This is a genomic window from Spirillospora sp. NPDC047418 (assembly GCF_040643275.1).
Taxonomy (GTDB): Bacteria; Actinomycetota; Actinomycetes; order Streptosporangiales; family Streptosporangiaceae; genus Spirillospora.
Genome location: NZ_JBEYTW010000059.1, coordinates 12,716 through 34,464, shown reverse-complemented (window position 1 = coordinate 34,464; position 21,749 = coordinate 12,716). Strand labels below are relative to the sequence as shown.

Here is a 21,749-nt window from a genome sequence, read left to right as displayed (position 1 = left end):
AGGGTGAACGCATGACCACCATCACTCAGACCTCACCGCTCGGCGACCGGACCGTCCGGCGCATCGGCTTCGGCGCGATGCAGCTCGCCGGCCCCGGGGTGTTCGGCCCGCCCGCGGACCGGGACGCGGCCCGTGCCGTGCTGCGCCGCGCCGTCGACCTCGGCGTCGACCACATCGACACCGCCCAGGTCTACGGCCCCGACGTCGTCAACGAGCTGATCGCCGAGGCGCTGCACCCGTACCCGGACGGCCTCGTCCTCGCCACGAAGGTCGGCGGTGCCCGCGACGAGCGGGGCGGATGGGTCCGGGCGTCCCGTCCGGAACAGCTGCGGGCGACCGTCGAGCAGGACCTGCGCACCCTGCGGCGCGAGCGGATCGACCTCGTGAACATGCGGTTCGAGGTCGGCGGCCCCGCCCCGGACGCCGTCCCGCTCGCCGACCAGCTCGGTGCCCTGACCGAGCTGCGCGACGAGGGCAAGCTCGACCTCATCGGCCTCTCGACCGTCCCGGCCGAGGCCGTCGGGGCCGCGCTCGCGATCACCCCGATCGCCGAGGTGCAGAACGCCTACAGCATCGCGAACCGCGCGGACGACCCGGTCGTCGACCTCTGCCGCGCGAACGGCACCGCCTACGTCCCCTACTACCCGCTCGGCTCCGCGTTCACCGGCGGCCCGCAGGCACTCGCCGCCGACCCGGCGATCGCATCGGTGGCCGCCAAGCACGAGGCCTCGCCGTCGCAGATAGCCCTGGCCTGGCTGCTCGCCCACTACGACCGCATGCTCCTGATCCCCGGCACGAGCTCGATCGTCCACCTGGAAGAGAACCTGGCCGTAGACACCATCGAACTGGACGAAGAAGACCTGGCACACCTGGACCGCGTAACCCACGTGCCCGCCCCGAGCTTCTGACCCGCACCGCCGCCGGCGCCCGCCTCCCGCGTGCGCCGGCGGTCGCCTTTGCGGCAGCTCAGCGCATGACCTCCGCGCCATTCCACAATGGTCCCGCCGCCCGCCGGACGGCTTCCCGGATCGTTTCCACATCCTTCTCGTACGGGCTCAGGTCGCACACCTTCACAGCGGCGAGATCGGCCTTCCACTCGGGATGGTGCATGCGCTTGCGGAGTTGCATGGGGGCCTGCTTGGGCCAGGCCATCAGCCACATGTCCTTGGAGACGTCCAGCGGGCGGGCGATCCGCACCTCGTCCAACTGGTCCCAGCGGATCCTCGTCGTGTTGCCGCGCGCCCGCACCTCCACACCGCCATCGTCCACCCGGAGTTCCATCGGATTGAGCACGGACTGGAGAGTGCCGAGGCCGCCGACGAGGAGGACGGCGAAGACGCCGATCACGACGATGCCGAGTCCTTTGCCGTCCACACCGAACAACGGCACCACGATCATCACGGCCACCATCAGGACGGCCACGCCGAGCGCCCCGAACGCCGCCTGCCGGAAAGGCTTCTTGTCCGCGTGAAAAACGACAGGCTCCATAAGACTCCCCCGCCTCCATGATGCGGACAGCAGAACAACACCAGACTTTACCGACAAAGCCCCCACTCGCCGGGCGCGCCGAGAATGGAGTGCGCATCCCGGACCTGACCAGTCCGGCTAGCGGCGCCGCTCCAGGCGCGCGGCCCACCGGCGGAGGGTATCGACGTGGCCGGCGGTCAGGCCGCGCGCCGGGTGTGCGCGGATGAGGCGCACATAACGGCGGTGCGCGAGGGCCTGGCGCCTGATCGTCAGGGGGATCACGTCGTCCACCCAGGCGAAGGGGCGGCCGTCCGCGTGCCGCAGGATCGGCGCCCACTTGCGCATGTACGGGAGTTGCAGCAGCGGGACGCGCGGGTCGCCCGGCTGCGGGGCGTAGTCGAAGAACGCGACATGAGGCAGCGGCGGAAGGCCGAGGAGCGGGCCGATGTGCTCGTTGGCGTGCTCCTCCCAGGTCGTGGCCCAGACCAGGTCGTAGCGGGTCGCGAGATCCCGCAGCCAGGTGCCGTGCTCGGGGTTGATCCGGACGGTGAGCCGGCCGATGGCGTGTTCGGTGAAGCTCTCGTCCGGCGCCTCCGGGTTGAGAACGCCGTCTACGTCGAGGTAGAGAAGGGGCCTCCCCCTGCGGGTGCCTGGGCGGGGGGTGTCGCCTAGGTGCATAGGCGGGTGGTTTGGAGGGCGGTGTCGGTGGCGGCGACGAGGGTGCCGTCTGGGCATAGGGCCAGGTCGTTGACCGGGGCCGGGAACTCGATGCGGTGGGACGGGGTCAGGGTCGCGGTTGTCCAGGCCAGGACGGTGTCTGGGGCGTCGCGGAGGGTGGCGGCGACCAGGAGGGTGTCGTCCACCAAGGCCGCGGCCACCTGGTCGCAGGGGGACGGCGTTTCCAGCGTCGCCGCCCGCTCGCCGTCGAGGCCGCAGATGTGCAGGGCGGACGGGCCCGGCTGGACGAGGACGAGGCCGTCCGGGGACGGGGTCAGCACCGGGGGCACCACGGCGGGCAGGGTGGAGATCTCCTCGCCCCGTTCGACGTCCACGAGGCTGACGGCGGAGTCGCCGGGGAGGCCGATGAGGGGGCCGGTGGCCGGGGTGGCGTGCAGGATCCAGCGGTCGATGGCCGTCCGGTGGCCGAGCCAGAGGGCGAACTCGGTGAGGCGGTCGCCGGTGACGGCGTCCCACACGACGACCTCGGCGTCGCTGGCGGGGCCGAAGACGGCGACGACCGCGGCCCGGCCGTGGTGGACGGCGAGGCCGAGGAGGTCGGGACGCCCGTCGAACACCCGCTCGCCGCCCGTGGCGAGGTCGTGGACGTGGACGCGGTCACGGTGCGTCCAGGCGATGGCCGGCGAGCCGCCGGGGACGCCGAACGCCCAGTCGGCGCGGTCGGTGGGGAAGTCGGGGATCGGCGCGCCGAGTGCCGCGCCGGCGGTCAGGTCCCAGAGCTGACCGGTGTTCGCGCCGCGCGCCGCCTGGGAGGTGAACGCCAGCGGCGCGCCCTCGGCGGTGACGGCGACGCCGTCGAACGATCCCTGCGCCAGCGGTTCCGCCGGCACCCTTTGCGGCATGCGCAGGACAGTAGGCCACCCGGCATCGATCGTTCCACGGACTCGGGAAAACTCGGTGCCGGTGTGACGTTTCCGCTAGCGGCGGCGCTGTCATGGAGGGGCGGCGCGCAGGCGGGCGGCGATGTCCTCCGGGGACACGTCGTTGATCCAGGCGGCCATGCCCGACTCCGAACCGGCCAGGTACTTGAGCTTGTCGGCGGCGCGGCGGATGGAGAACAGCTCCAGGTGGAGGCGGAGCCCGTCGTTCCCCGTGGGGGCCTGGTGCCAGCCCGCCACATACGGGAGCGGGGTGCCGTAGAGGGCGTCGCAGCGGCGCAGGAGGTCGCGGTAGAGGACGGCGAGCTCGTCGCGTTCGGCGGCGTCCAGCGCGGTGAAGTCGGGGACGTGCCGGTGCGGCATCAGGTGCACCTCGACCGGCCAGCGGGCGGCGGCGGGGACGTAGGCCGTCCAGTGCTCGCCGGCGAGGACGACCCGGCTCCCCGCCCGTTCGGCCTTCAGGACGTCGTCGAACAGGCCCGGGTGCGCGGCGGCCATCGTGAGCATGCGGTCGGTGCGCGGCGTGATGAACGGGTACCCGTAGATCTGGCCGTGCGGGTGGTGAAGCGTGACGCCGATCTCCACGCCGCGGTTCTCGAACACGTAGACCTGGCGCACGGTGGGGATCGCGGCCAGTTCGGCGGTGCGGTCGGCCCACGCGTCGATGATCGTCCGGACGCGGGAGACGGGCAGCCGCGCCATCGACGCGGAGTGGTCGTCGGTGAAGCACACGACCTCGCAGCGTCCGGCGCCGCGGGCGCGGGCGACCCCGTCGATCTCCGGCGGGACGGGCGGCGTCCGGACGTCGAACGACGGGAACCGGTTCTCGAACGCGACGACGTCGTAGGACGGGTCCGGGATCTCCGAGGCGGGGCCGCCGGGGCACAGCGGGCACTGGTCGGCGGGCGGCAGGAACGTGCGGGTGTTGCGGTGCGCGGTGATCGTGACGTGCTCGCCGGTGAGCGGGTCGCGGCGCGTCTCGCAGAGCGGCTCGACCGGCGGCAGCGCGCGCGGGTCGGGCACGGGCACCCGGCCCGGCGCCTCGTCGTAGTAGACGATCTCGCGGCCGTCCGACAGGCGTGCGCGTGTCCGGTTCATCGGATACCTACAGCGTGGAAAGCCCGTCCTTCAAGGCGGGGAGGAAGCGTGGCACAGTACGGCACGGTGACCCTTCGGGTTTTGTCGGTGGCGGTCGGTACGTTGCGGGGCGTGTCCCGGTACCGGCTGTGCCCTACCCCTGCCCAAGAGGCGGGGCTGTTGGAACACTGCTCGCATGCCCGGTACGTGTGGAACCTGGCCGTTGAACAACATGCCTGGTGGACACTGCGGCGCGGTCCCGCGCCGCGGTATGCCGCGCAGGCCCGCCAGCTCACTGAGGCCCGCGCGGAGTTCGCTTGGCTGGCGGCCGGTTCGCAGACGGTGCAGCAGCAGGCGCTCAGGGATTTCGCGCAGGCATTGGCGAACTTCTTCGCCGGTACGCATCGGCGCCCCACCTGGCGCAAGGCCGGGGTGCATGAGGGGTTCCGGGTCGTCGGGGTCTGTGGCCGGGCCTGGGAGGTGCGGCGGTTGTCGCGCCGCACCGGTGAGGTGCGGGTGCCCAAGGTGGGGTGGGTGCGGTTCCGCTGGTCCCGCCCGGTCCCGTCCGGGGTGGACCGGGGTGTTGCGGTGTCCGCGGCGCTGTCCACCGGCCACACCTCCACTGTGCCGGGCCTGACGCCGGGTGAGGCCGAGCGCCTGAAGCGGTTGCGGCGAAGTCTGGCCCGCGCGCGCCGGGGGTCGAACCGCCGCGCCCGCGTCAAGGCCGCCATCGCCCGGCTCAAAGCGCGCCAGGCCGACCGCCGCAAGGACTGGGTGGAGAAGACCTCGACGGACCTGGCGGCACTGTCGCCGCCCCCGGCGTCAACGTCCGGCAGAAGGCCGGGCTCAACCGGGGCATCCTGGCCAACGGGTGGGGACAACTCGTGACCCGACTGGAGCACAAGGCACCCGGACGGGTCGTCAAGGTCGACCCGGCGTACACCTCCCAGACCTGCAACGCCTGCGGGCACCGCGCACCCGGCAACCGCGAGAGCCAAGCGGTGTTCCGATGCGTCGCCTGCGGGCACCGGGCCAACGCCGACGTCAACGCCGCACGCAACATCAAAGACACCGCCGTGGGAGGCACGGTGGCCGCACGGGGAGGCACGCCGCTGGGCGGGCCGGAGAACCGCGAACCCCAACCTGCTCCCCTCCCTGCGTAGGGGACGGTTGGAATCCCTCGCCTTCAGACGGGGGAGGACGTCAAGTCGCCGGAAGCCTACCGCGCGGCAAGATCAGCCCGTGGGGGCGCCAGCCGGGTGCTGCGCCTGATGGACCGCGAGGAGGTGCCGCACCAGCGTCGTCAGCACCTCCTTGCCGGAGTCCCGTTCGCGGACGTCGCAGAGCACGACCGGGATGCCGGCGCGGAGGTCGAGCGCCTCCTGGATCTCCTCCGGCGTGTAGTCGTAGCCGTCGTCGAAGCGGTTCACGCCGACGACGAACGGCAGCCCGCGGTTCTCGAAGTAGTCGACGGCGGGGAAGCAGTCGGCGAGCCTGCGGGTGTCGGCGAGGACGACGGCGCCGAGCGCGCCGTAGGACAGCTCGTCCCACATGAACCAGAAGCGGTCCTGGCCGGGCGTGCCGAACAGGTACAGGACGAGGCCGTCCCGGATCGTGATGCGGCCGAAGTCCATCGCGACCGTGGTGGTGCTCTTCTGCTCGACGCCCTCGGTGTCGTCGACGCCGAGGCTCCGGTCGGTGAGCAGCTCCTCGGTCTGCAGGGGGCGGATCTCGCTGACCGCGCCGACCAGCGTGGTCTTGCCGACCCCGAACCCGCCGGCGACGAGGATCTTCACCGCGACCGGGACCGCCGGGGCGGCGCCCTCGCCGGGGCCCGCGTTCTCAGAGGGCTTGGAGGCCATGGAGCACTTCTCTCAGCAGACGTTCCTTGGAGAGCGGGCTCTCCTGTTGGGGGCGGGTGGCGGTGATGAGCCGGTGGTGCAGCAGGTCGCCGAGCAGAACGCGCACGACGACCAGCGGCAGCCGCAGCCGCGCCGCGATCTCGGCCACCGGCTGCGGCTGCACGCACATCTCCAGGATGTCGAGGTGCTCGGGGCCGATGCCGGGCGAGCCGGACCGGGGCCGGGCCGCGGTCGACACTATCGTGATCATGTCGAAGCCCTCGCCGGCCGCGGGCCGCGCGCGGCCCCGGGTGAGCGCGTACGACCGGACGATCGGGCCGGCCTCGTCATCGAGCCATTCGCTGCCAGGACCGGTCATGGCCCGTCACGATTCCTCGTTGTCGAGGGCCTCGGCGCGGCCGCGCCGGGTGCCCTGCTGGATGGACGACATCATCGACCGCAGCTCCTCGGGCGACCGTCCCGGGCGTGGCGCGGCGGGCGGCGGCGCGGTGACGGTGGGGTCCTCGCGCAGCTGGGCGGCCATGTTCTCCTGCCGGACGCGCTTCGGCAGCGCCGGCCGCCCGCCCGTCCCGGACCCGCTCGCGGGACGGCGCCGGACCTCGCGCGGCGACCGCGGCACGCCCGGCGTCGCGGGTGCGGCGGGCGTCGCGGGTGCAGCGGGCGTCGCGGGTGCGGCGGGCGGGTCGCCCCAGGGCGACGGCGCGGGCTCGGACGCGGCGGGCGTCGGGTCCCCCCACGGCGACGGCGCCGCGGCGGAGGCGGCGTGCCGGCCCGGCGGGAGCCGCAGCACCGACCCGCCCCGGTCCGGGGGGCCGCCGGCGACGACCGAGCCGACGGGGACGAGCGCGTCCTCCGCGCGGCGGGTGGTGAGGGCGGGCGTGCCCGGCGCGGTGTCGCCCTCGTCCGGCACGACGAGGCCCTCCGGCAGCAGCACGATCGCGGTCATGCCGCCGTACGGGGACGTCCGCAGCGTGACCTTGACGCCGTGCCGGCGGGCGAGCCGCCCGACGACGAACAGGCCGAGCTGGGCGCTGTCGGACAGGTCGAACTCGGCGGCGGTGGCGAGCCGCTCGTTGGCGGCGGCGAGGCTCGGCTCGTCCATGGACAGGCCGCGGTCCTCGACCTCCAGCGTGAAGCCGTGCGCGACGGCCTGCCCCTGCACCTGGACGGTGGTGTGCGGCGGCGAGAACGCGGTGGCGTTCTCGATCAGCTCGGCGAGCAGGTGGATGACGTCGGCGACGGCGGGCCCGACGATCGCGGCGCGCGACATCGGCGCGACGTTGACCCGGGTGTAGTCCTCGACCTCGGACGCGGCGGCGCGGGCGACGTCGACGATCGCGACGGGGCTGCGCCAGCCGCGGCCGGGCGCCTGCCCGGACAGGATGATCAGGCCCTCGGCGTGCCGGCGCATGCGGGTGGCGAGGTGGTCGACCCGGAACAGGTCCTCCAGGTCGTCGGGGGTCTCGATGCGCCGCTCCATCGCGTCCAGCAGCTTGAGCTGGCGGTGCAGCAGCGTCTGGCTGCGGCGCGCGAGGTTGACGAACACGTCGCTGACGTTGCGGCGCAGCGTCGCCTCCTCGACCGCGCCCTGGATCGCGGTGCGCCGGGCGGCGTTGAAGGCGTCCCCGACCTGGTCGATCTCGCGGGTGCCGAACGCCAGCGGCGGCGCCTCGGCGGCCACGTCGACCTCCTCGCCGCGGCGCAGCCGGCGGATCACCCCGGGCAGCCGGACGTCGGCCAGGTCGAGCGCCTCGCGGCGCAGCCGGGCCAGCTCCCGGACGACGGACCGGGCCACCCAGACCGCGAGGACGAGCGAGGCGATGACGGCGACGAGCCCGAGCGCGCCCGCGAGGACGACGCGGGTGATGATGCCGTCCGCGATCGGCTCGGCGCGCTTCTCCGCGCCCTCGGACACGGCGAGTTCGAGGCCGCGCAGCCGGGTCAGATTGGAGTCGGCGGTCGTCTTCCACAGCACCCCGCCGTTCCCGGCGCCCTGCTTGACGTACCGGGTGGACCCGACGAACCGGTCCTCCAGCGTGCGGAGCCGGCCGTACTCGGGCATCGCGACGACGCGCCGGTAGTACGCCTGGTCGGCGGAGCGCAGCTCGGCCGCCGCGTACCCGTAGAGGGCGCGCTGCGTCCCGACGAGCTTGACGAACCGGGCGTGCTCGCCGCCGGTCATCCGCCCGGCGGCGAGCGCGCCGGCGAGCAGCGCGTCCTCCTGGGCGAGGACTTCGCGGGCGCGGGTCAGCGACGCCTCGTTGCGGGCGTCCTTGGCGACCTCGGAGTTGTCGAGCGTGGCGAGGGAGCCCTGCAGCGCGCCGACGTCGTCGAGCAGCGCGGTGTAGTCGGCGAACGCGCGGTCCCGGTCGACGGCGCCGGTGTCGATGGCGCGGCGGCGGCCGGCCAGCCCGTCCAGCTCGGTGATGATCTTGGCGGCGATCCCGCGGGTGTTCGCGGGCGCGGCGCCGCGGGCGGCCGCGTCCCCGGCGAGCCGGCGGAACAGGTCGGCCTGCCGGTCGGTGACCAGCCGCCCCGACTCCATCGCCGCCCGGTCGCCCTCGGCGCGGCCGCCGAGGTAGACCATCGACAGCCGCCGCTCCGCCTGCAGCGCGCTGCCGAGCGCGCCGGACGGGTACCCGTAGTGGTCCTGGACGGTCTTGACGTGCCGGAGGTTGAGCCCCTCACCGAGCGCGATGCTCGCGGCGAACGCCCACAGCACGCCGAGCGAGACCACCGAGACGGTGACCATGAGGACGACCTTGAAGCGGATGGAGCGGAATCGCGCCGCCTTGGGAGCCCGCCGGTGGCCGGCGGCTGAGTCCGTGGTGGTGCGGCCTCGAATTGGCACTGCGGCTAGAACTTTCACTCGTGCGGACGGCTGGCGGGACGGAGGTGACCGCCGTGGAGGACAGGTCGCCGGGAACGGTAGGAGAGCCTAAGACCGTCCGCCGCCGTGTGTCGACAGTTTCCGGATCATCACGTTTTGTATGCACGGACGGACGAAAATACCCCTACGATGCCTCAGCGTGATGGCTCGTTCTCCCCAAGCGACGAAAGACGCCAGGTCGACCGTCCGCATGCGCAGGTCCAGGGTGGTGCTCGCGGCGGGCGCGCTGTCCACGGCCGCGGCGCTGACCGCCGGATGCAGCGGCGACTCCGCCTCCGCCGCCGCACCGCCCGACATCCCCGCCATGCAGGAGCTCGGCACCCCGGAGGGGCGGCTCGACCTCGTCGCCTGGACGGGCTACGCCGAGGACGGCTCCAGCGACCGGAAGGTCGACTGGGTCACCCCGTTCACGAAGGCGACCGGCTGCAAGGTGCACACCAAGGTCGCCGACACGTCCGACTCGATGGTCGCGCTGATGGAGACCGGCCGGTACGACGGCGTGTCGGCGTCCGGCGACGCGAGCCTGCGGCTCATCTACGGCGGGTTGGTCGCGCCGGTCAACACGGGCCTGCTCGGCAACTACGGCGACATCGCCAAGTACCTGAAGAACCAGCCGTACAACTCCGTCGACGGCCGGATGTACGGCGTCCCGCACGGCTACGGCGCCAACATGCTCATGTACCGTACGGACAAGATCCCGCAACGTCCGACCTCGTGGAGCGTCGTGTGGGACAAGGACACCCCGGCCGCCGGGCACGTCGTCGCCTACGACTCCCCCATCTACATCGCGGACGCGGCCCTCTACCTCAAGGCCCACCGTCCCGACCTGGGCATCACCGACGTGTACGAACTGGACGAGGAGCAGTTCCAGGCGGCGGTCGGCCTGCTCAAGCAGCAGCGCCCGAACGTCAACCAGTACTGGGCGAACTACCTGGACGAACTCCAGTCGTTCAAGAGCGGCTACAACTACGCGGGCACCGCGTGGCAGGTGACCGCGAACCTGGCCCTGGCCGACAAGGCGCCCGTCGCGACCACCATCCCGTCCGAGGGCGCCACCGGCTGGTCCGACACCTGGATGATCTCCTCGAAGGCCCAGCACCCGACCTGCATGTACAAGTGGATGAACTGGATCACGGAACCCAAGGTGCAGGCCGAGGTCGCGCAGTGGTTCGGCGAGGCCCCCGCCAACCCCAAGGCGTGCGCCTACACCGCGAAGGGCTTCTGCTCGACGTACCACGTGGGCGACCCCGAGTTCTACAAGCGCCTGGCCTTCTGGAAGACCCCCGTGAAGGACTGCGGCGACGACCGGGGCAGCACGTGCATCGACTACACCCGCTGGGCCCAGGCCTGGACCCAGATCAAGGGCTAGGCATGGACGGCGGGAGCGGTCACGGGAGCGGTCAGGACGCGGGCTTCATCGTGTAGCAGTAGACCGTCGACCCCTTGAAGTAGTGGCGTGCGCGGCGGTCGTCGTACCGCCACTGGCATCCGGCGTCGAGCTGGGCCGGCGACAGCTTCATCGCCTCGGTCTTCCGCCTGACGCAGTACCCTCCGGGGCTCGGCGTCGTCCGGTACTCCTCCCACTCCCAGCCGAGCTTCTTGCAGTAATCGCTGAGGTGCGCCTGCCCGAGTTCGACGCGGACGAGTTTCGCGGGGGCCGCCGGGGCGGAAGGGGTTCGCTGCGGGCCCGGCGACTGTGCGGACGGCCGCGCTCCGGCGGACCGCGACGGGGACGGTGTGGGGCTCGTGCTCGGGCTCGCCGACCGAGTGCCCGCGTCGGGCCCCGCCGCGGCCGCCGGGCCGGACGGCGAGACCGCCGGACCGGTCGAGCCCTGCGTCACCACGCGGTCATCGCGTTCGGCGGGCTCGTCGCCGGACAACCAGGCGACGCCGAAGACGACCGCGACGACGGCCGCCACCGCAGCGCCCGCACCGGCCAGCACCACCTTCGTCCGGCCGCCGCCCGACCCGTGCGGCGCGGTCGCCCCGTCCGCCGTCCCGAAGCCGGACGGAGCCTGGAACGCGGGATGGGCCGGGGCGACCGGGGGCGGGCGTGTCGATACCGGTGCGGGGGGCGGGGTGCGGGCGGTGTTCTCGGCGGCCGGTGGGGTGGCGGGCGCGTCCGGCGGGGCCGGGGGCAGCAGGGCGGACGCGGGGAGGGGCGGGAGCATGGCGCCGGGCGGCGGAGGCGGCGCGGGCATCGCGGGTGCGGGTGCGGTGTGGGCGGGGCGGACCAGGCGGTTCAGGATGTCCTGGGCGGACGGGCGGCGGGCCGGGTCCTTCGCGAAGCACTCGGTGAGGAGGGCGCGCAGCGGCTCCTCCACCCCGGCGAGGTCCGGTTCGTGGTTCGCGATCCGGTTGAAGACGACGGGGACGGTCTCGTTGCCGAACGGCGCGCGGCCGGTCGCGGCGAACACCATCGTGGACGCCCACGCGAAGACGTCGGCGGCGGGGGTGAGCTCCCCCGGTTCGAGCTGCTCGGGCGCCATGTAGGCGGGCGTGCCGATGGCGCGGCTGACCATCGTCTGCGCGCCGGACAGCGCGCGGGAGATACCGAAGTCGATGACGCGCGGCCCGTCCGTGCCGATCAGCACGTTGTGCGGTTTGAAGTCGCGGTGCACGATGCCTGCGTCGTGCAGGGCGACCAGGGCCGTGGCGGTCGCGATCGCGAGCCGGTCGAGGGCGCTGCCCGAGCGGGGGCCCTGCTCGGTGACGACCTGGCTGAGCGGCGGTCCGTCGATGAACTCGCTGACGATGTAGCGGCGGGTCCCGGCCGTGCCCGAGTCGAGCACCTGCGCGGTGCAGAACCGCGCGACCCGCTGGGCCGCCCCGAGTTCGCGGACGAACATGTCGTCGCTGCTGAGCGCGCCGAGGTCGCCGCTCAGCTGCGCGTGGAACAGCTTCACCGCGACTCGGGCGCCGTCGCCGCCGGTCCCGAGGTACACGGTGCCCTGGCCGCCCTCGCCGATCCGCGCGGTGATCCGGTAGGCACCGAGCTGCCGTGGGTCGGACGGTTCAAGGGACTGCACGCGAGCAGTCTAGGGCTGTCAATGATCGCGTTGGGTGGATAGCCGGACGAGCGTGAGGAGTTCCGCGGCCGGGGCGGCGGCCGCGCCGGCGAGGTGCGCGCGGGCCTCGGCGAGCAGCCGGCCGGCGTGACCGGTGGCCCAGTCCCGGGCGCCGGTGCTCTCGATGAGAGCGGCGGCGCGCGCGGTCTCGGCGGCGGTCAGCGGCGCGTCCCGGAAGTAGAGGCCGGCCAGTTCGGCGGCGGCGGGCGCGCCGGAGGTCAGCGCGGCGACGACCGGCAGGGACTTCTTGCGGTTGTGCAGGTCGGAGTGGACGGGTTTGCCGGTGACGGCGGGGTCGCCCCAGATGCCGAGCAGGTCGTCGGCGAGCTGGAAGGCGAGGCCGAAGCACTGCCCGAAGGCCCGCATGCTCTCGACCTCGGCGGTGGCGGCGCCGCCGTAGAGGGCGCCGAGGGCGCAGGACGCGCCCATCAGCGCGCCGGTCTTGCGGCCCGCCATGGCGAGGCACTCGTCGAGCGCCACGTCGTCGCGGTCCTCGAAGGCGAGGTCGGCGCACTGCCCTTCGACCAAGTCGAGGACGGCGCGGGCGAGGACGCGGACGCCGTGCGCGACGGCCGGGGAGCCGTCCTCGGCGAGCGCCTCGTAGGCGGCGGCGAGGAGGGCGTCCCCGGTGAGGATCGCGGCGTTCGTCCCGAAGACCGTCCAGGCGGTCGGGCGGTGCCGGCGGGTGGGGTCGCCGTCCATGACGTCGTCGTGCAGCAGGGAGAAGTTGTGCGTCAGTTCGACCGCGACGGCGGCCGGCAGGGCGGCGGTGGCCGTCCCGCCGGCCGCCTCCGCGGCCAGCAGCGCGAGTGCGGGGCGGATCGCCTTGCCCGCCGGGCCGTCGGCCGGGCGGCCCCGCTCGTCCCGCCACCCGAAGTGGTAGGCGGCGATGCGGGCGGCCTCGCCGGGCATGGCCTCGACCGCGTCCCGCAGGGCGGGGTCGAGCAGCCGCCGGCTCCAGCCGAGGATGCCGTCCGCCGACCGGGCGCGCTGGTCCGGCCGGTGGTCGCAGGCCACGACGGCGGGGTCGTCCTTCCAGGCGGGCATGGCCCTCCCCTTCCTCAGCTGGCTCGGCGGCTCAGCGGGCGATCTCGACGTTCTCCAGGACGCCGAGCGCGTCCGGGACCAGCACGGCGGCCGAGTAGTACGCGCTGACCTGGTAGGTCAGCAGCGCCTGCTCGTCGATGCCGGTGAACCGGACCGACAGGCCCGGCCGCACCTCGTCGGGCAGCCCGGTCCGGTGCAGGCCGATGACGCCCTGGTCGTCCTCGCCGGTGCGCAGCGCGAGGATCGAACTGGTCCCGGACGGGGTGACCGGGATCTTGTCGCACGGGTACATGGGGACGCCGCGCCACGCCTGGACGCGGCGTCCCTCGACCTCCACGCCGTCCGGGTACACCCCGCGCCGGGTGCATTCGCGGCCGAACGCGGCGATCGTCTTCGGGTGCGCGAGGAGGAACCGGGTCTTGCGCCGCCGCGACAGCAGCTCGTCCAGGTCGGCGGGGGTCGGCGGGCCGCCGCTCGTCTGGATCCGCTGCCGCAGGTCGGCGTTGTGCAGCAGGCCGAAGTCGCGGTTGTTGACCAGCTCGCGCTCCTGGCGCTCGCGCAGCGCCTCGATCGTCAGCCGCAACTGCTGCTCGACCTGGTCCATCGGCTCGCTGTAGAGGTCGGCGACCCGCGTGTGGACGCGCAGGAGCGTCTGGGCGACGCTCAGCCCGTACTCGCGCGGCGCGGCCTCGTAGTCGGCGAACGTGGCGGGCAGGACGGGTTCGCCGTCGTGCCCGGACGCCACCTCGATCGGCGCCTCGCCGTGCCTCGTCCGCGGCGGCGGCGGGGCGTCCCGGTACTCCTCCAGGTGGGTGCGGAGCGTCTCGGACCGGTCGGTCAGCTCCTCGACCGCCTCCCGGGGCAGCGTCAGGACGATCGTCGGGGTCAGCGCGCGGAACGTGTGCGGCCAGACCTCGGCCGTGCCGAGGAGGGCGCGGTCGCCGAAGAACCGGCCGTCGGCGAGGATGCCGACCCGGGCCTCGGCGCCGTACTCCCCCGGCGCGGTCTCGGCGACCTTGCCGTGCGCGACCAGGTGGACGCCGTCGAGGGGGCGGCCGGCCTCCGCGATCGTCTCCCCCGGCGCGTACTCGCGCTGGGCGAACCGGGCGGCGAGGGCGTCCAGGAGCGCCGGATCGTCCAGGCCGTCCAGCGGGGGCAGCTCGGCCAGCTCGGGCGGGACCACCCGGATGTCGGCGCCGTCGTTGACGAACGTCACGAGGCCGTCGCCGAGCCGGTAGGTGAGCCGCCGGTTCACCCGGTAGGTGCCCGCGTCCGCCCGCACCCACGGCAGCAGCCGCAGCAGCCACCGCGGGGTGATGCCGCGCATCTGCGGGACGGACTTGGTCGTCGTCGCGAGATTGCGCGCGGCGGCGGTGGCGAGGGCCGACCGCCCCCGCTCTTCGGTGGGCGAGGTCACGCGCCGGCACCGCCGTGCGCGATCTCGACCGACTCCAGCATGCCGAGCGCGTCCGGGACGAGGACGGCGGCCGAGTAGTAGGCGCTGACCAGGTAGTTGATGAGCGCCTTCTCGTCGATCCCCATGTACCGGACCGACAGCCCCGGCTGGTACTCGTCCGGCAGCCCGACCTGGTGCAGGCCGACGACGCCCTGCGTCTCCTCGCCGGTCCGCATCAGCAGGATCGAGCTGGTCTTGGTCTTGCTCACCGGGATCTTGTTGCAGGGGAAGATCGGCACGCCGCGCCAGGCGGGGACCTTGTGGCCGCCGACGTCGGCGCTGCCCGGGTAGACGCCGCGCGCGCTGCACTCGCGGCCGAACGCGGCGATCGCCTTCGGGTGCGCGAGGAAGAACGCGGGCTCCTTCCACACGAGGGTGAGCAGGTCGTCCATGTCGTCGGGGGTGGGCGGGCCGGAGCGGGTGTGGATGCGCTGCGACAGGTCGGCGTTGTGCAGCAGGCCGAAGTCGCGGTTGTTGATCAGCTCGTTCTCCTGGCGCTCGCGCAGCGCCTCGATGGTCAGCCGCAACTGCTGCTCGACCTGGTCCATCGGCTCGTTGTAGAGGTCGGCGACGCGGGTGTGGACGCGCAGGACGGTCTGCGCGACGCTCAGCTCGTACTCGCGCGGTGAGCCCTCGTAGTCGACGAACGTCCCCGGCAGGACCGGTTCGCCGTCGTGGCCGGACGCCACCTCGATGGCCGCCTCACCATGCGCGTTGTGCGCCTTCGCCGGGCTCGCCCTGTACTCGTCCAGGTGGGTCTGGAGGGAGGCGGACTGGCCGAGCGTCTCCTGGAAGTCGGCCTGGCTCATGCTGAGGACCGTGCAGGCGGTGACGGCCTTGACCGTGCTCTCCCACTGCTGCGGCTCCTCGCCCTCCTCCGTCCCGAGGAGGGAGTCCTCGCCGAAGAAGTCGCCGTCGGCGAGCGTCCCGAGGACGGCGTCGGTGCCGTACTCGCCGGCGCCGATCCGGTTGAGCTTGCCGTGCGCGACGAGGATGACCCGGTCGACGGGGTGCCCCCGCTCGACGACGACCTGACCGGGCTCGAACTCCTGCTGGGTGAACCGCCCGGCGATGGCGTCGAGCGTGAGGTCGTCGTCGTAGCCGCGCAGCGGCGGCAGCTCGCCCAGCTCGCGCGGGATGACCCGGATGTCGGCGCCGGTCTGGACGAACGTCACCCGCCCGTCGCCGAGCGTGTAGGTGAGCCGCCGGTTGACCCGGTAGGCGCCGCCGGCCGCCTGGACCCAGGGCAGCAGCTTGAGCAGCCACCGGGAGGTGATCCCCTGCATCTGCGGGACGGACTTGGTCGTGGTCGCCAGGTTCCGTGCCGCCGCGGTACCGAGGCTCAACTGCTGCTGCTGTTCCGTCACGTCCACACCACCGATTCGTCGAAGGTCCGCCATGAGCAAGCCGTCTCCGGCCAACGGAGACGCTACAGACCGTAATCGCTCGATCACAATGGGGCATTGCCTCCACCTGTGCTTGGCCGCGGCGCCACACAAGTCGCACCCCCGCGCCACTGCCCCGCTATGCGCCGTCATGCCCCGCCATGCGCGGTGCTCGACGTCGCGCTGGCGGGCGGCGGCGAGGTTTCTCCGCAGGTCAGCGAGGGGCTGGCGTGAGGCAGATCACTGCCGTGGACGGTCAAGGCAAGGAAAGACCTACCTCACTCTGGTGTTGCACTTAGAGACGCTCGGGCCGGGTGAAGGCAGGCCCGACCAGACCGGAGGGGAGGCTCCCAGTGACCGCAGTTTGGACCGCACTGGCCATCGAGACCGGCGCCGCACTGGTGATCGCGGGTTCGCTGGCGGGCTGGGCCCGCCGGCGGTTCGGCCGCTCCAGCTGAGGCATGCGCGCCGCCGCCGCTCGCGGCGGCCTGGCGCGGCGGCCGGTCATCTCGCCCCGGAACCCGCCGGTTCCGGGGCGAGTTTGGTTCCGGCCTCCTCGATCGGGACCCCCGCCGTCTCCGGGATCTTGATGATCGGGTACAGCGCCACCAGCGCGGCGAGCATCAGGTAGTACGCCGGGATGTAGTTGGACCCCGTCACGTCGATCAGCGACCCGACCAGCACGGCCGCCGTCCCGCCGAACAGCGACGTCGAGATGTTGTAGCCGATCGCGAACGCCCCGTACCGCACCTGCGTCGGGAACATCGCCGGGAACGTGGCCGCGATCACCGCGAGGATCAGCACCAGCAGCCCGCCGACGATCCCGTAGCCGAGCCCGACACCGACGATGTTGTTGGTCTGGATGAGCGCGAACGCCGGCCAGGACAGGAAGATGTAGCCGATCGCGGCGGTGAGCAGCAGCGGCTTCCGGCCGATCCGGTCCGACAGGGACCCGATCGGCACGATCACCAGGATCATCAGCGCCTCGATGACGATGGTGATGAGCTGCGCCGTCTCGTCGTCCTTGTGCAGGAAGTCGACGAGGTAGGACGGCATGAACGTCAGCAGCGTGTAGTCCGCGACGTTCAGCAGGAACACGATGCCGATCAGCATCAGGATGACGCGCCAGTAGTGCCGCAGCGTCTCCTTCAGCGGCGACGCCGCCTTCTTGCCCGCCCGCTCCAGCTCCCGGAACGCCGGGGTGTCCTCGATGCGCGTCCGGACGTACAGGCCGACGAACCCGAGCGGCAGCGCGAGCAGGAAGGGGATGCGCCAGCCCCAGCTGTTCATCGCGCTGTCGCTGAGCGCCAGGTCCATGACCAGGACGAGGCCCGCGCCGAGGATGTAGCCGGACAGCGTGCCGAGCTCCAGGAAGCTGCCGAAGAACCCGCGCCGGTGCGTCGGCGCGTACTCGGCGATCACCGTGGCGGCGCCGCCGTACTCGCCGCCCGTCGAGAAGCCCTGCACCAGCCGGACGGCGAGCAGCAGCAGCGGCGCGGCGATCCCGATCGTGCCGTAGGTGGGCAGGACCCCGATCAGGAACGTCGAGCCCGACATCATGATGATCGTGACCGCCAGCACCCGCTTGCGGCCCAGCCTGTCGCCGAGCGGGCCGAAGAACAGCCCGCCGAACGGGCGGGCGAGGAACGCCGCCGCGATCAGCGCGAACGAGCGCAGCGACGCGCTGCCGCCGGCGCCCTCCGGGAAGAACACCGTGCCGATGATCGCGGTCATGATCCCCGCGCTGAACACGCCGAAGTCGAACCACTCGACGCAGTTCCCGATGGCGGACGCGATCACGGCCTTGTGGACGCCGGCGGCACCGCCCCGGTCGGCCGGCAGGCTTGCACCGTCGTCGGTGCGCTCCGGGTCGTCTTTCACGCGCTACATCTGCCCGATGATCGGCAAAGCTAACGCCGCGACCAGCGCCATGATCGCGCCACCGGGGCGGGCGCGGGTCAGTTCTTGCGGGTCTTCTTCTTCGCGGTGTTCTTCGGCTTCGCGGGGCGGTGGGTCCGGGCGGTGTCCTCGTCGTCCGCGCCGTCGTCGCCGGCGGGTTCGTCCGGCGGCGGGGTGAGGACGGCGGTCCGCTGCGGGTCGTCGCCGGGGAGCTCGGGCAGGCCGGACGTCGGCCCCTCGCCGGACAGGCCGCCGGACGCCTCGCCGGGCAGCTCGTCGGTCCTCGTGGGGTCTCCTTCGAGGAGTTCGTCGAGGGTGACGGTGCCCTGCGGGTCGGCGCGCAGGTCGTCCAGCAGGAGGTCGTCCTCGGGGATGGACACGAGCGCCTGCGTCTCCTGCGACTCGCGCGTGATGACGCCGCTGGCGAGGACGGTGTTGCGGTGCCGCAGCGCGCCGTTCTCCCGGAGCAGGTTGTCGACGTCCGAGCGGGCCCGCGCGATGCGCCGGCTCAGCCGCATGTGCACCAGGAACCCGCCCGCCGCCGTGCCGAGGACGAAACCGGCGACCGGGAAGCCGACCGCCGCCGGCGCCAGCAGGGCCACCAGCGCGACCACGAGCAGCGCGAAGACTGCGGCCAGCGCGACAAAGTGCTGTTCCACCCAGTCCAGAACGGCGTTGACGCGCTTCGGGATCCTCACTCCGTGACTCCTCCATCGGTTCGGGTGGGCAACGACCGGCGCACGGCGCGATGTTCCATCGCCGCGACACCGCTGCTAGGGGGCACACCGCCGGGCTCCACGGCCGGGACGGTCGGGGCCCGCGCCGCACGGCGCGCCGCCCTGGTCCTCTCGACGTGCCTCCCGCGGATGTTCACCGCCGCGAAGGCCGCCAAACGCTAACTGTACGTGACTTCCGTCCCGTCGACGGCGGCGCCGTCCCGACCGGGATGCGAACACCTGGTCACGCCGAATATCGTCCATTGACATGAGCGAACACTTTGACGTCGTGGTCCTCGGCGCGGGCCCGGGTGGATATGTCGCCGCGATCCGGTCGGCACAGCTCGGCCTGAAGACCGCCATCATCGAGGAGAGGTACTGGGGCGGGGTGTGCCTCAACGTCGGCTGCATCCCCTCGAAGGCGCTGCTGCGCAACGCGGAGCTGGCGCACATCTTCACCAAGGAGCGGCAGACCTTCGGGATCAACGTCGAGGGCAGCGTGTCCTTCGACTACGGCGTGGCGTACCAGCGCAGCCGGCAGGTGTCGGACAAGCTCGTCAAGGGCGTCCAGTTCCTGATGAAGAAGAACAAGATCACGTCCTATGACGGGCGCGGCACGTTCACCGACCCGAACACCCTGCAGGTCTCCCGGCAGGACGGCTCGTCCGAGACGGTGACGTTCGACAACTGCATCGTCGCGGCGGGCGCGCACACCAAGCTGCTGCCCGGTACGTCCCTGTCCGAGCGGGTCGTCACCTACGAGGAGCAGATCCTCAGCTCGGAGCTGCCGGAGAGCATCGTCATCGCCGGCGCGGGCGCGATCGGCGTCGAGTTCGCCTACGTCCTGCACAACTACGGGGTGAAGGTCACGATCGTCGAGTTCCTCGACCGGATGGTCCCGAACGAGGACGCCGACGTCTCCAAGGAGCTCGCCAAGCGGTACCGCAAGCTCGGCGTGGACGTCCTCACCTCCACCCGCGTGGACGCGATCGACGACTCCGGCGAGAAGGTCAAGGTCACCGTCACCGGCAAGGACGGCGCCCAGCAGGTCATCGAGACCGACAAGGTGCTCCAGGCGATCGGCTTCCAGCCCAACGTGGACGGCTACGGCCTGGAGAAGGCCGGCGTGGCGCTGACCGAGCGCGGCGCCATCGACGTGGACGGCCGCTGCCGGACGTCCGTCCCGCACATCTACGCCATCGGCGACGTGACCGCGAAGCTGATGCTGGCGCACGCCGCCGAGGCCATGGGCATCGTCGCGGCCGAGACCATCGCGGACGCCGAGACGATGGAACTCGACTACATCATGATCCCCCGCGCGACCTACTGCCAGCCGCAGGTCGCCTCGTTCGGCTACACCGAGGCGCAGGCCAAGGAGCAGGGCTTCGACGTCAAGACCGCCAAGTTCCCCTACAGCGCCAACGGCAAGGCGCTCGGCATGGGCGAGGGCGACGGCTTCGTCAAGGTCATCAGCGACGCCAAGTACGGCGAGATCCTCGGCGCCCACATGATCGGCCCGGAGGTCACCGAACTCCTCCCCGAACTGACCCTGGCCCAGCAGTGGGACCTCACGGTCAACGAGGTGGCCCGCAACGTCCACGCCCACCCCACCCTGGGCGAGGCGATGAAGGAGGCCGTCCACGGCCTCGCCGGCCACATGATCAACCTCTGACGCCGCCCCGGCGTGTTCGCCTCCCCCACGAGGCGAACACGCCCGGTCAGAAGCCGCGGAAGACGCCGTCCGGGTCGACGGCGTCGGCGAATTCGTGGAAGTCCATGTTGGCGAGCGAGAGGTTGTTCTCGATCCCCCAGAACTCGGTGGCTATGACCCTTATCTCACCGCGCTCCCCACGGAGGTCGATCACGAGAATCGGCATCTCGGGTGATTCGATGGTCGCCCTGTCCACGATCGCGAGGAACGGGTTCCGGGAGTCCGGCGGGACCAGCCCGAGAACCTCCTCCGTTGTGAGGTCTCGGTAGGCGAGGTCGTCGATGACCCCCGCATACGCCCTGAAGCCGTCTTCGTTGGGCGTCTCGATGGTCGCGCGCACGGCAGCCCACGCCCGGTCATCCGAGAAGTCGGTGCGAACCAGCTGCGCGGCTAGAGACTGAGGGAGCGTCTTCATCGTGGGGTTCCTTGAGTCGCGTGGCCGCTCTGTCGGCGCCTGACGCGGTGCGGCCCAGAGGAACGTCCCGCCGATCACCTCGGGGCCCGCGTGGGCGCCGCCGGTGATCCGGTCGGCCAGGTCCAGTGCTTTCAGCGCGTGGTCGCGGGGCCAGTCGTCGGGGTCGTCGACGGGCAGGAGCCCGGTGTCGGTCATCTGCGGCACGAGTAGGTGCGGCTGGGAGCCCTGGCGGTCGTTGGGGAACATGGGGTCGAATTCGGTGAGGAGTTCACCGCCGCGCCAGTACAGGAAGCGCACTCTGCCGATGGCCGCGATCTGCCAGTAAGCCACCGCCTGGTGGTCGTCGCCGGAGAGCCGCTCGGCCACCGACGCGGCGGCGGAGCCGCCGTAGTTCGGCATGTAGAGCAACGTCCACTCGCCGATTTCCACTGCTCCCGTGATGTCGCCGGACGGGGGTTCGGCCCGCGACATGACGTCACCGAGTGGCGCGGGGCCACCGGGGACGGGGTGCAGCCAGGTCAGCTTTCGCAGGCATTCCGACGTGTCGATCCCGTGGACCCAGACGAGGGAGAACGAGGCCGCTCCTAAGAAATGCTGCCACTCCGGACCCGTGAGGTAGTCGTAGGCGGTGGGTGTGCGCGGCGGCCGGAGCCTTCCGATCTCGGCGAGAATATCGGTGATGTCGTCATCCGTCGCCTGCAGGTACTTCTCGTGGAAGGCGGTGGGGATGCGGCCTCTGGAGTTCAGCGGCAGACCATTCTGTTCCGCCCAGGCGCGGATCCTGCCGTGGTAGTCGCGTATCGCGGCCCTGCGCAGCTCCCGCCACTCCTTCTCGCTCACGTTCATGTCCCGCGACGGTAGTGGCGGGGTGGGACATTCCGTCGGCTGCGCCCCGACCGGCATGACGCGGGCGGCGGTTTTGGGTAGGTATTCCAGTTTCCGACTGAGTGCGTCGTGCATGACTTATATGGTGGTCCAGTCATACTTCACCGTGCTTTTCCCTTTTCATTCACCGCATTGACGGTTTTCGAGCGAAAAGGGTGACGGGACGCGGCCGCATGCGCAATGCTGGGGATCTGGCGGTGCAGGTCGGGTGGTAGATCGCGAAAGCGTGCTGGCCTGCGCCGCCGCCCCTTTCCC

Annotated in this window: 19 protein-coding genes; 5 read left to right on the top strand and 14 right to left on the bottom strand. The window is 72.1% G+C overall.

Going from position 1 to position 21,749, the window contains the following annotated elements; translation table 11 throughout:
• The first annotated feature begins 11 nt into the window (after positions 1-11).
• Positions 12-908 (top strand): aldo/keto reductase, encoded by an 897-nt coding sequence (locus ABZ806_RS29765; RefSeq protein ID WP_500220733.1) that lies wholly within the window; start codon positions 12-14, stop codon positions 906-908.
• Positions 909-966: 58 nt separating this feature from the next.
• On the opposite strand, the gene ABZ806_RS29760 is transcribed toward ABZ806_RS29765, so the two are convergent.
• From ABZ806_RS29760 to galT, 4 genes are all read right to left on the bottom strand, one after another.
• The gene (locus ABZ806_RS29760) at positions 967-1,488 is read right to left on the bottom strand and encodes a hypothetical protein (RefSeq protein WP_500220732.1); all 522 of its coding nucleotides are present in this window, start codon (positions 1,486-1,488) and stop codon (positions 967-969) included.
• 117 nt (positions 1,489-1,605) lie between these two features.
• Positions 1,606-2,145 carry an HAD domain-containing protein gene (locus ABZ806_RS29755; protein WP_500220731.1) on the bottom strand — a complete coding sequence of 180 codons (540 nt, stop codon included), beginning with the start codon at positions 2,143-2,145 and terminating at the stop codon, positions 1,606-1,608.
• Positions 2,136-3,047, bottom strand: coding sequence for a WD40 repeat domain-containing protein (locus ABZ806_RS29750; protein WP_500220730.1), 912 nt, complete (start codon positions 3,045-3,047; stop codon positions 2,136-2,138). The genes ABZ806_RS29755 and ABZ806_RS29750 overlap by 10 nt, the downstream gene beginning before the upstream one ends.
• A 90-nt stretch (positions 3,048-3,137) precedes the next feature.
• Positions 3,138-4,181: a galactose-1-phosphate uridylyltransferase gene (galT, locus tag ABZ806_RS29745; protein ID WP_500220729.1), complete on the bottom strand. Its 1,044-nt coding sequence runs from the start codon at positions 4,179-4,181 to the stop codon at positions 3,138-3,140.
• A gap of 48 nt (positions 4,182-4,229) precedes the next feature.
• On the opposite strand from galT, the gene ABZ806_RS29740 reads away from it, so the two are divergent.
• On the top strand, positions 4,230-5,048 hold the full coding sequence (locus ABZ806_RS29740; protein WP_500220728.1) for an RNA-guided endonuclease InsQ/TnpB family protein: 819 nt from the start codon (positions 4,230-4,232) through the stop codon (positions 5,046-5,048).
• Positions 5,045-5,323: a zinc ribbon domain-containing protein gene (locus tag ABZ806_RS29735; protein WP_500220727.1), complete on the top strand. Its 279-nt coding sequence runs from the start codon at positions 5,045-5,047 to the stop codon at positions 5,321-5,323. Before ABZ806_RS29740 ends, ABZ806_RS29735 begins: the two co-directional genes overlap by 4 nt.
• 72 nt (positions 5,324-5,395) lie before the next feature.
• Here ABZ806_RS29735 and ABZ806_RS29730 read toward each other — a convergent pair whose 3' ends face one another.
• The 3 genes from ABZ806_RS29730 to ABZ806_RS29720 are packed head-to-tail and all read right to left on the bottom strand — an operon-like array spanning position 5,396 to position 8,774.
• Complete coding sequence (locus ABZ806_RS29730) at positions 5,396-6,022, bottom strand: GTP-binding protein (protein WP_500220726.1); 627 nt, start codon at positions 6,020-6,022, stop codon at positions 5,396-5,398.
• Complete coding sequence (locus tag ABZ806_RS29725) at positions 6,003-6,380, bottom strand: DUF742 domain-containing protein (protein WP_500220725.1); 378 nt, start codon at positions 6,378-6,380, stop codon at positions 6,003-6,005. Before ABZ806_RS29725 ends, ABZ806_RS29730 begins: the two co-directional genes overlap by 20 nt.
• A gap of 6 nt (positions 6,381-6,386) precedes the next feature.
• Positions 6,387-8,774, bottom strand: a complete 2,388-nt coding sequence (locus ABZ806_RS29720; protein WP_500220724.1) for a sensor histidine kinase — start codon at positions 8,772-8,774, stop codon at positions 6,387-6,389.
• A gap of 328 nt (positions 8,775-9,102) precedes the next feature.
• Between ABZ806_RS29720 and ABZ806_RS29715 the strand changes: the two genes are divergently transcribed.
• Positions 9,103-10,281, top strand: coding sequence for an ABC transporter substrate-binding protein (locus tag ABZ806_RS29715; protein WP_500220723.1), 1,179 nt, complete (start codon positions 9,103-9,105; stop codon positions 10,279-10,281).
• 31 nt (positions 10,282-10,312) lie between these two features.
• On the opposite strand, the gene ABZ806_RS29710 is transcribed toward ABZ806_RS29715, so the two are convergent.
• The 6 genes from ABZ806_RS29710 to ABZ806_RS29685 form a co-directional block, all read right to left on the bottom strand.
• Positions 10,313-11,941: a serine/threonine-protein kinase gene (locus ABZ806_RS29710; protein WP_500220722.1), complete on the bottom strand. Its 1,629-nt coding sequence runs from the start codon at positions 11,939-11,941 to the stop codon at positions 10,313-10,315.
• A gap of 18 nt (positions 11,942-11,959) precedes the next feature.
• Positions 11,960-13,027 carry a family 2 encapsulin nanocompartment cargo protein polyprenyl transferase gene (locus tag ABZ806_RS29705; RefSeq protein ID WP_500220721.1) on the bottom strand — a complete coding sequence of 356 codons (1,068 nt, stop codon included), beginning with the start codon at positions 13,025-13,027 and terminating at the stop codon, positions 11,960-11,962.
• 31 nt (positions 13,028-13,058) lie between these two features.
• Positions 13,059-14,444, bottom strand: coding sequence for a family 2B encapsulin nanocompartment shell protein (locus ABZ806_RS29700; protein ID WP_500220720.1), 1,386 nt, complete (start codon positions 14,442-14,444; stop codon positions 13,059-13,061).
• Positions 14,441-15,883, bottom strand: coding sequence for a family 2B encapsulin nanocompartment shell protein (locus ABZ806_RS29695; RefSeq protein ID WP_500220719.1), 1,443 nt, complete (start codon positions 15,881-15,883; stop codon positions 14,441-14,443). Before ABZ806_RS29695 ends, ABZ806_RS29700 begins: the two co-directional genes overlap by 4 nt.
• A 489-nt stretch (positions 15,884-16,372) precedes the next feature.
• Positions 16,373-17,749: an MFS transporter gene (locus ABZ806_RS29690; RefSeq protein WP_500220718.1), complete on the bottom strand. Its 1,377-nt coding sequence runs from the start codon at positions 17,747-17,749 to the stop codon at positions 16,373-16,375.
• 77 nt (positions 17,750-17,826) lie between these two features.
• Entirely contained in the window at positions 17,827-18,465 is a 639-nt protein-coding gene (locus tag ABZ806_RS29685; protein ID WP_500220717.1) for a hypothetical protein, read from the bottom strand.
• A gap of 286 nt (positions 18,466-18,751) precedes the next feature.
• Between ABZ806_RS29685 and lpdA the strand changes: the two genes are divergently transcribed.
• Complete coding sequence (gene lpdA, locus ABZ806_RS29680) at positions 18,752-20,155, top strand: dihydrolipoyl dehydrogenase (protein WP_500220716.1); 1,404 nt, start codon at positions 18,752-18,754, stop codon at positions 20,153-20,155.
• Between the two features lie 46 nt (positions 20,156-20,201).
• On the opposite strand, the gene ABZ806_RS29675 is transcribed toward lpdA, so the two are convergent.
• Complete coding sequence (locus tag ABZ806_RS29675; RefSeq protein WP_500220715.1) at positions 20,202-21,455, bottom strand: DUF6924 domain-containing protein; 1,254 nt, start codon at positions 21,453-21,455, stop codon at positions 20,202-20,204.
• Between the last annotated feature and the right edge of the window lie 294 nt (positions 21,456-21,749).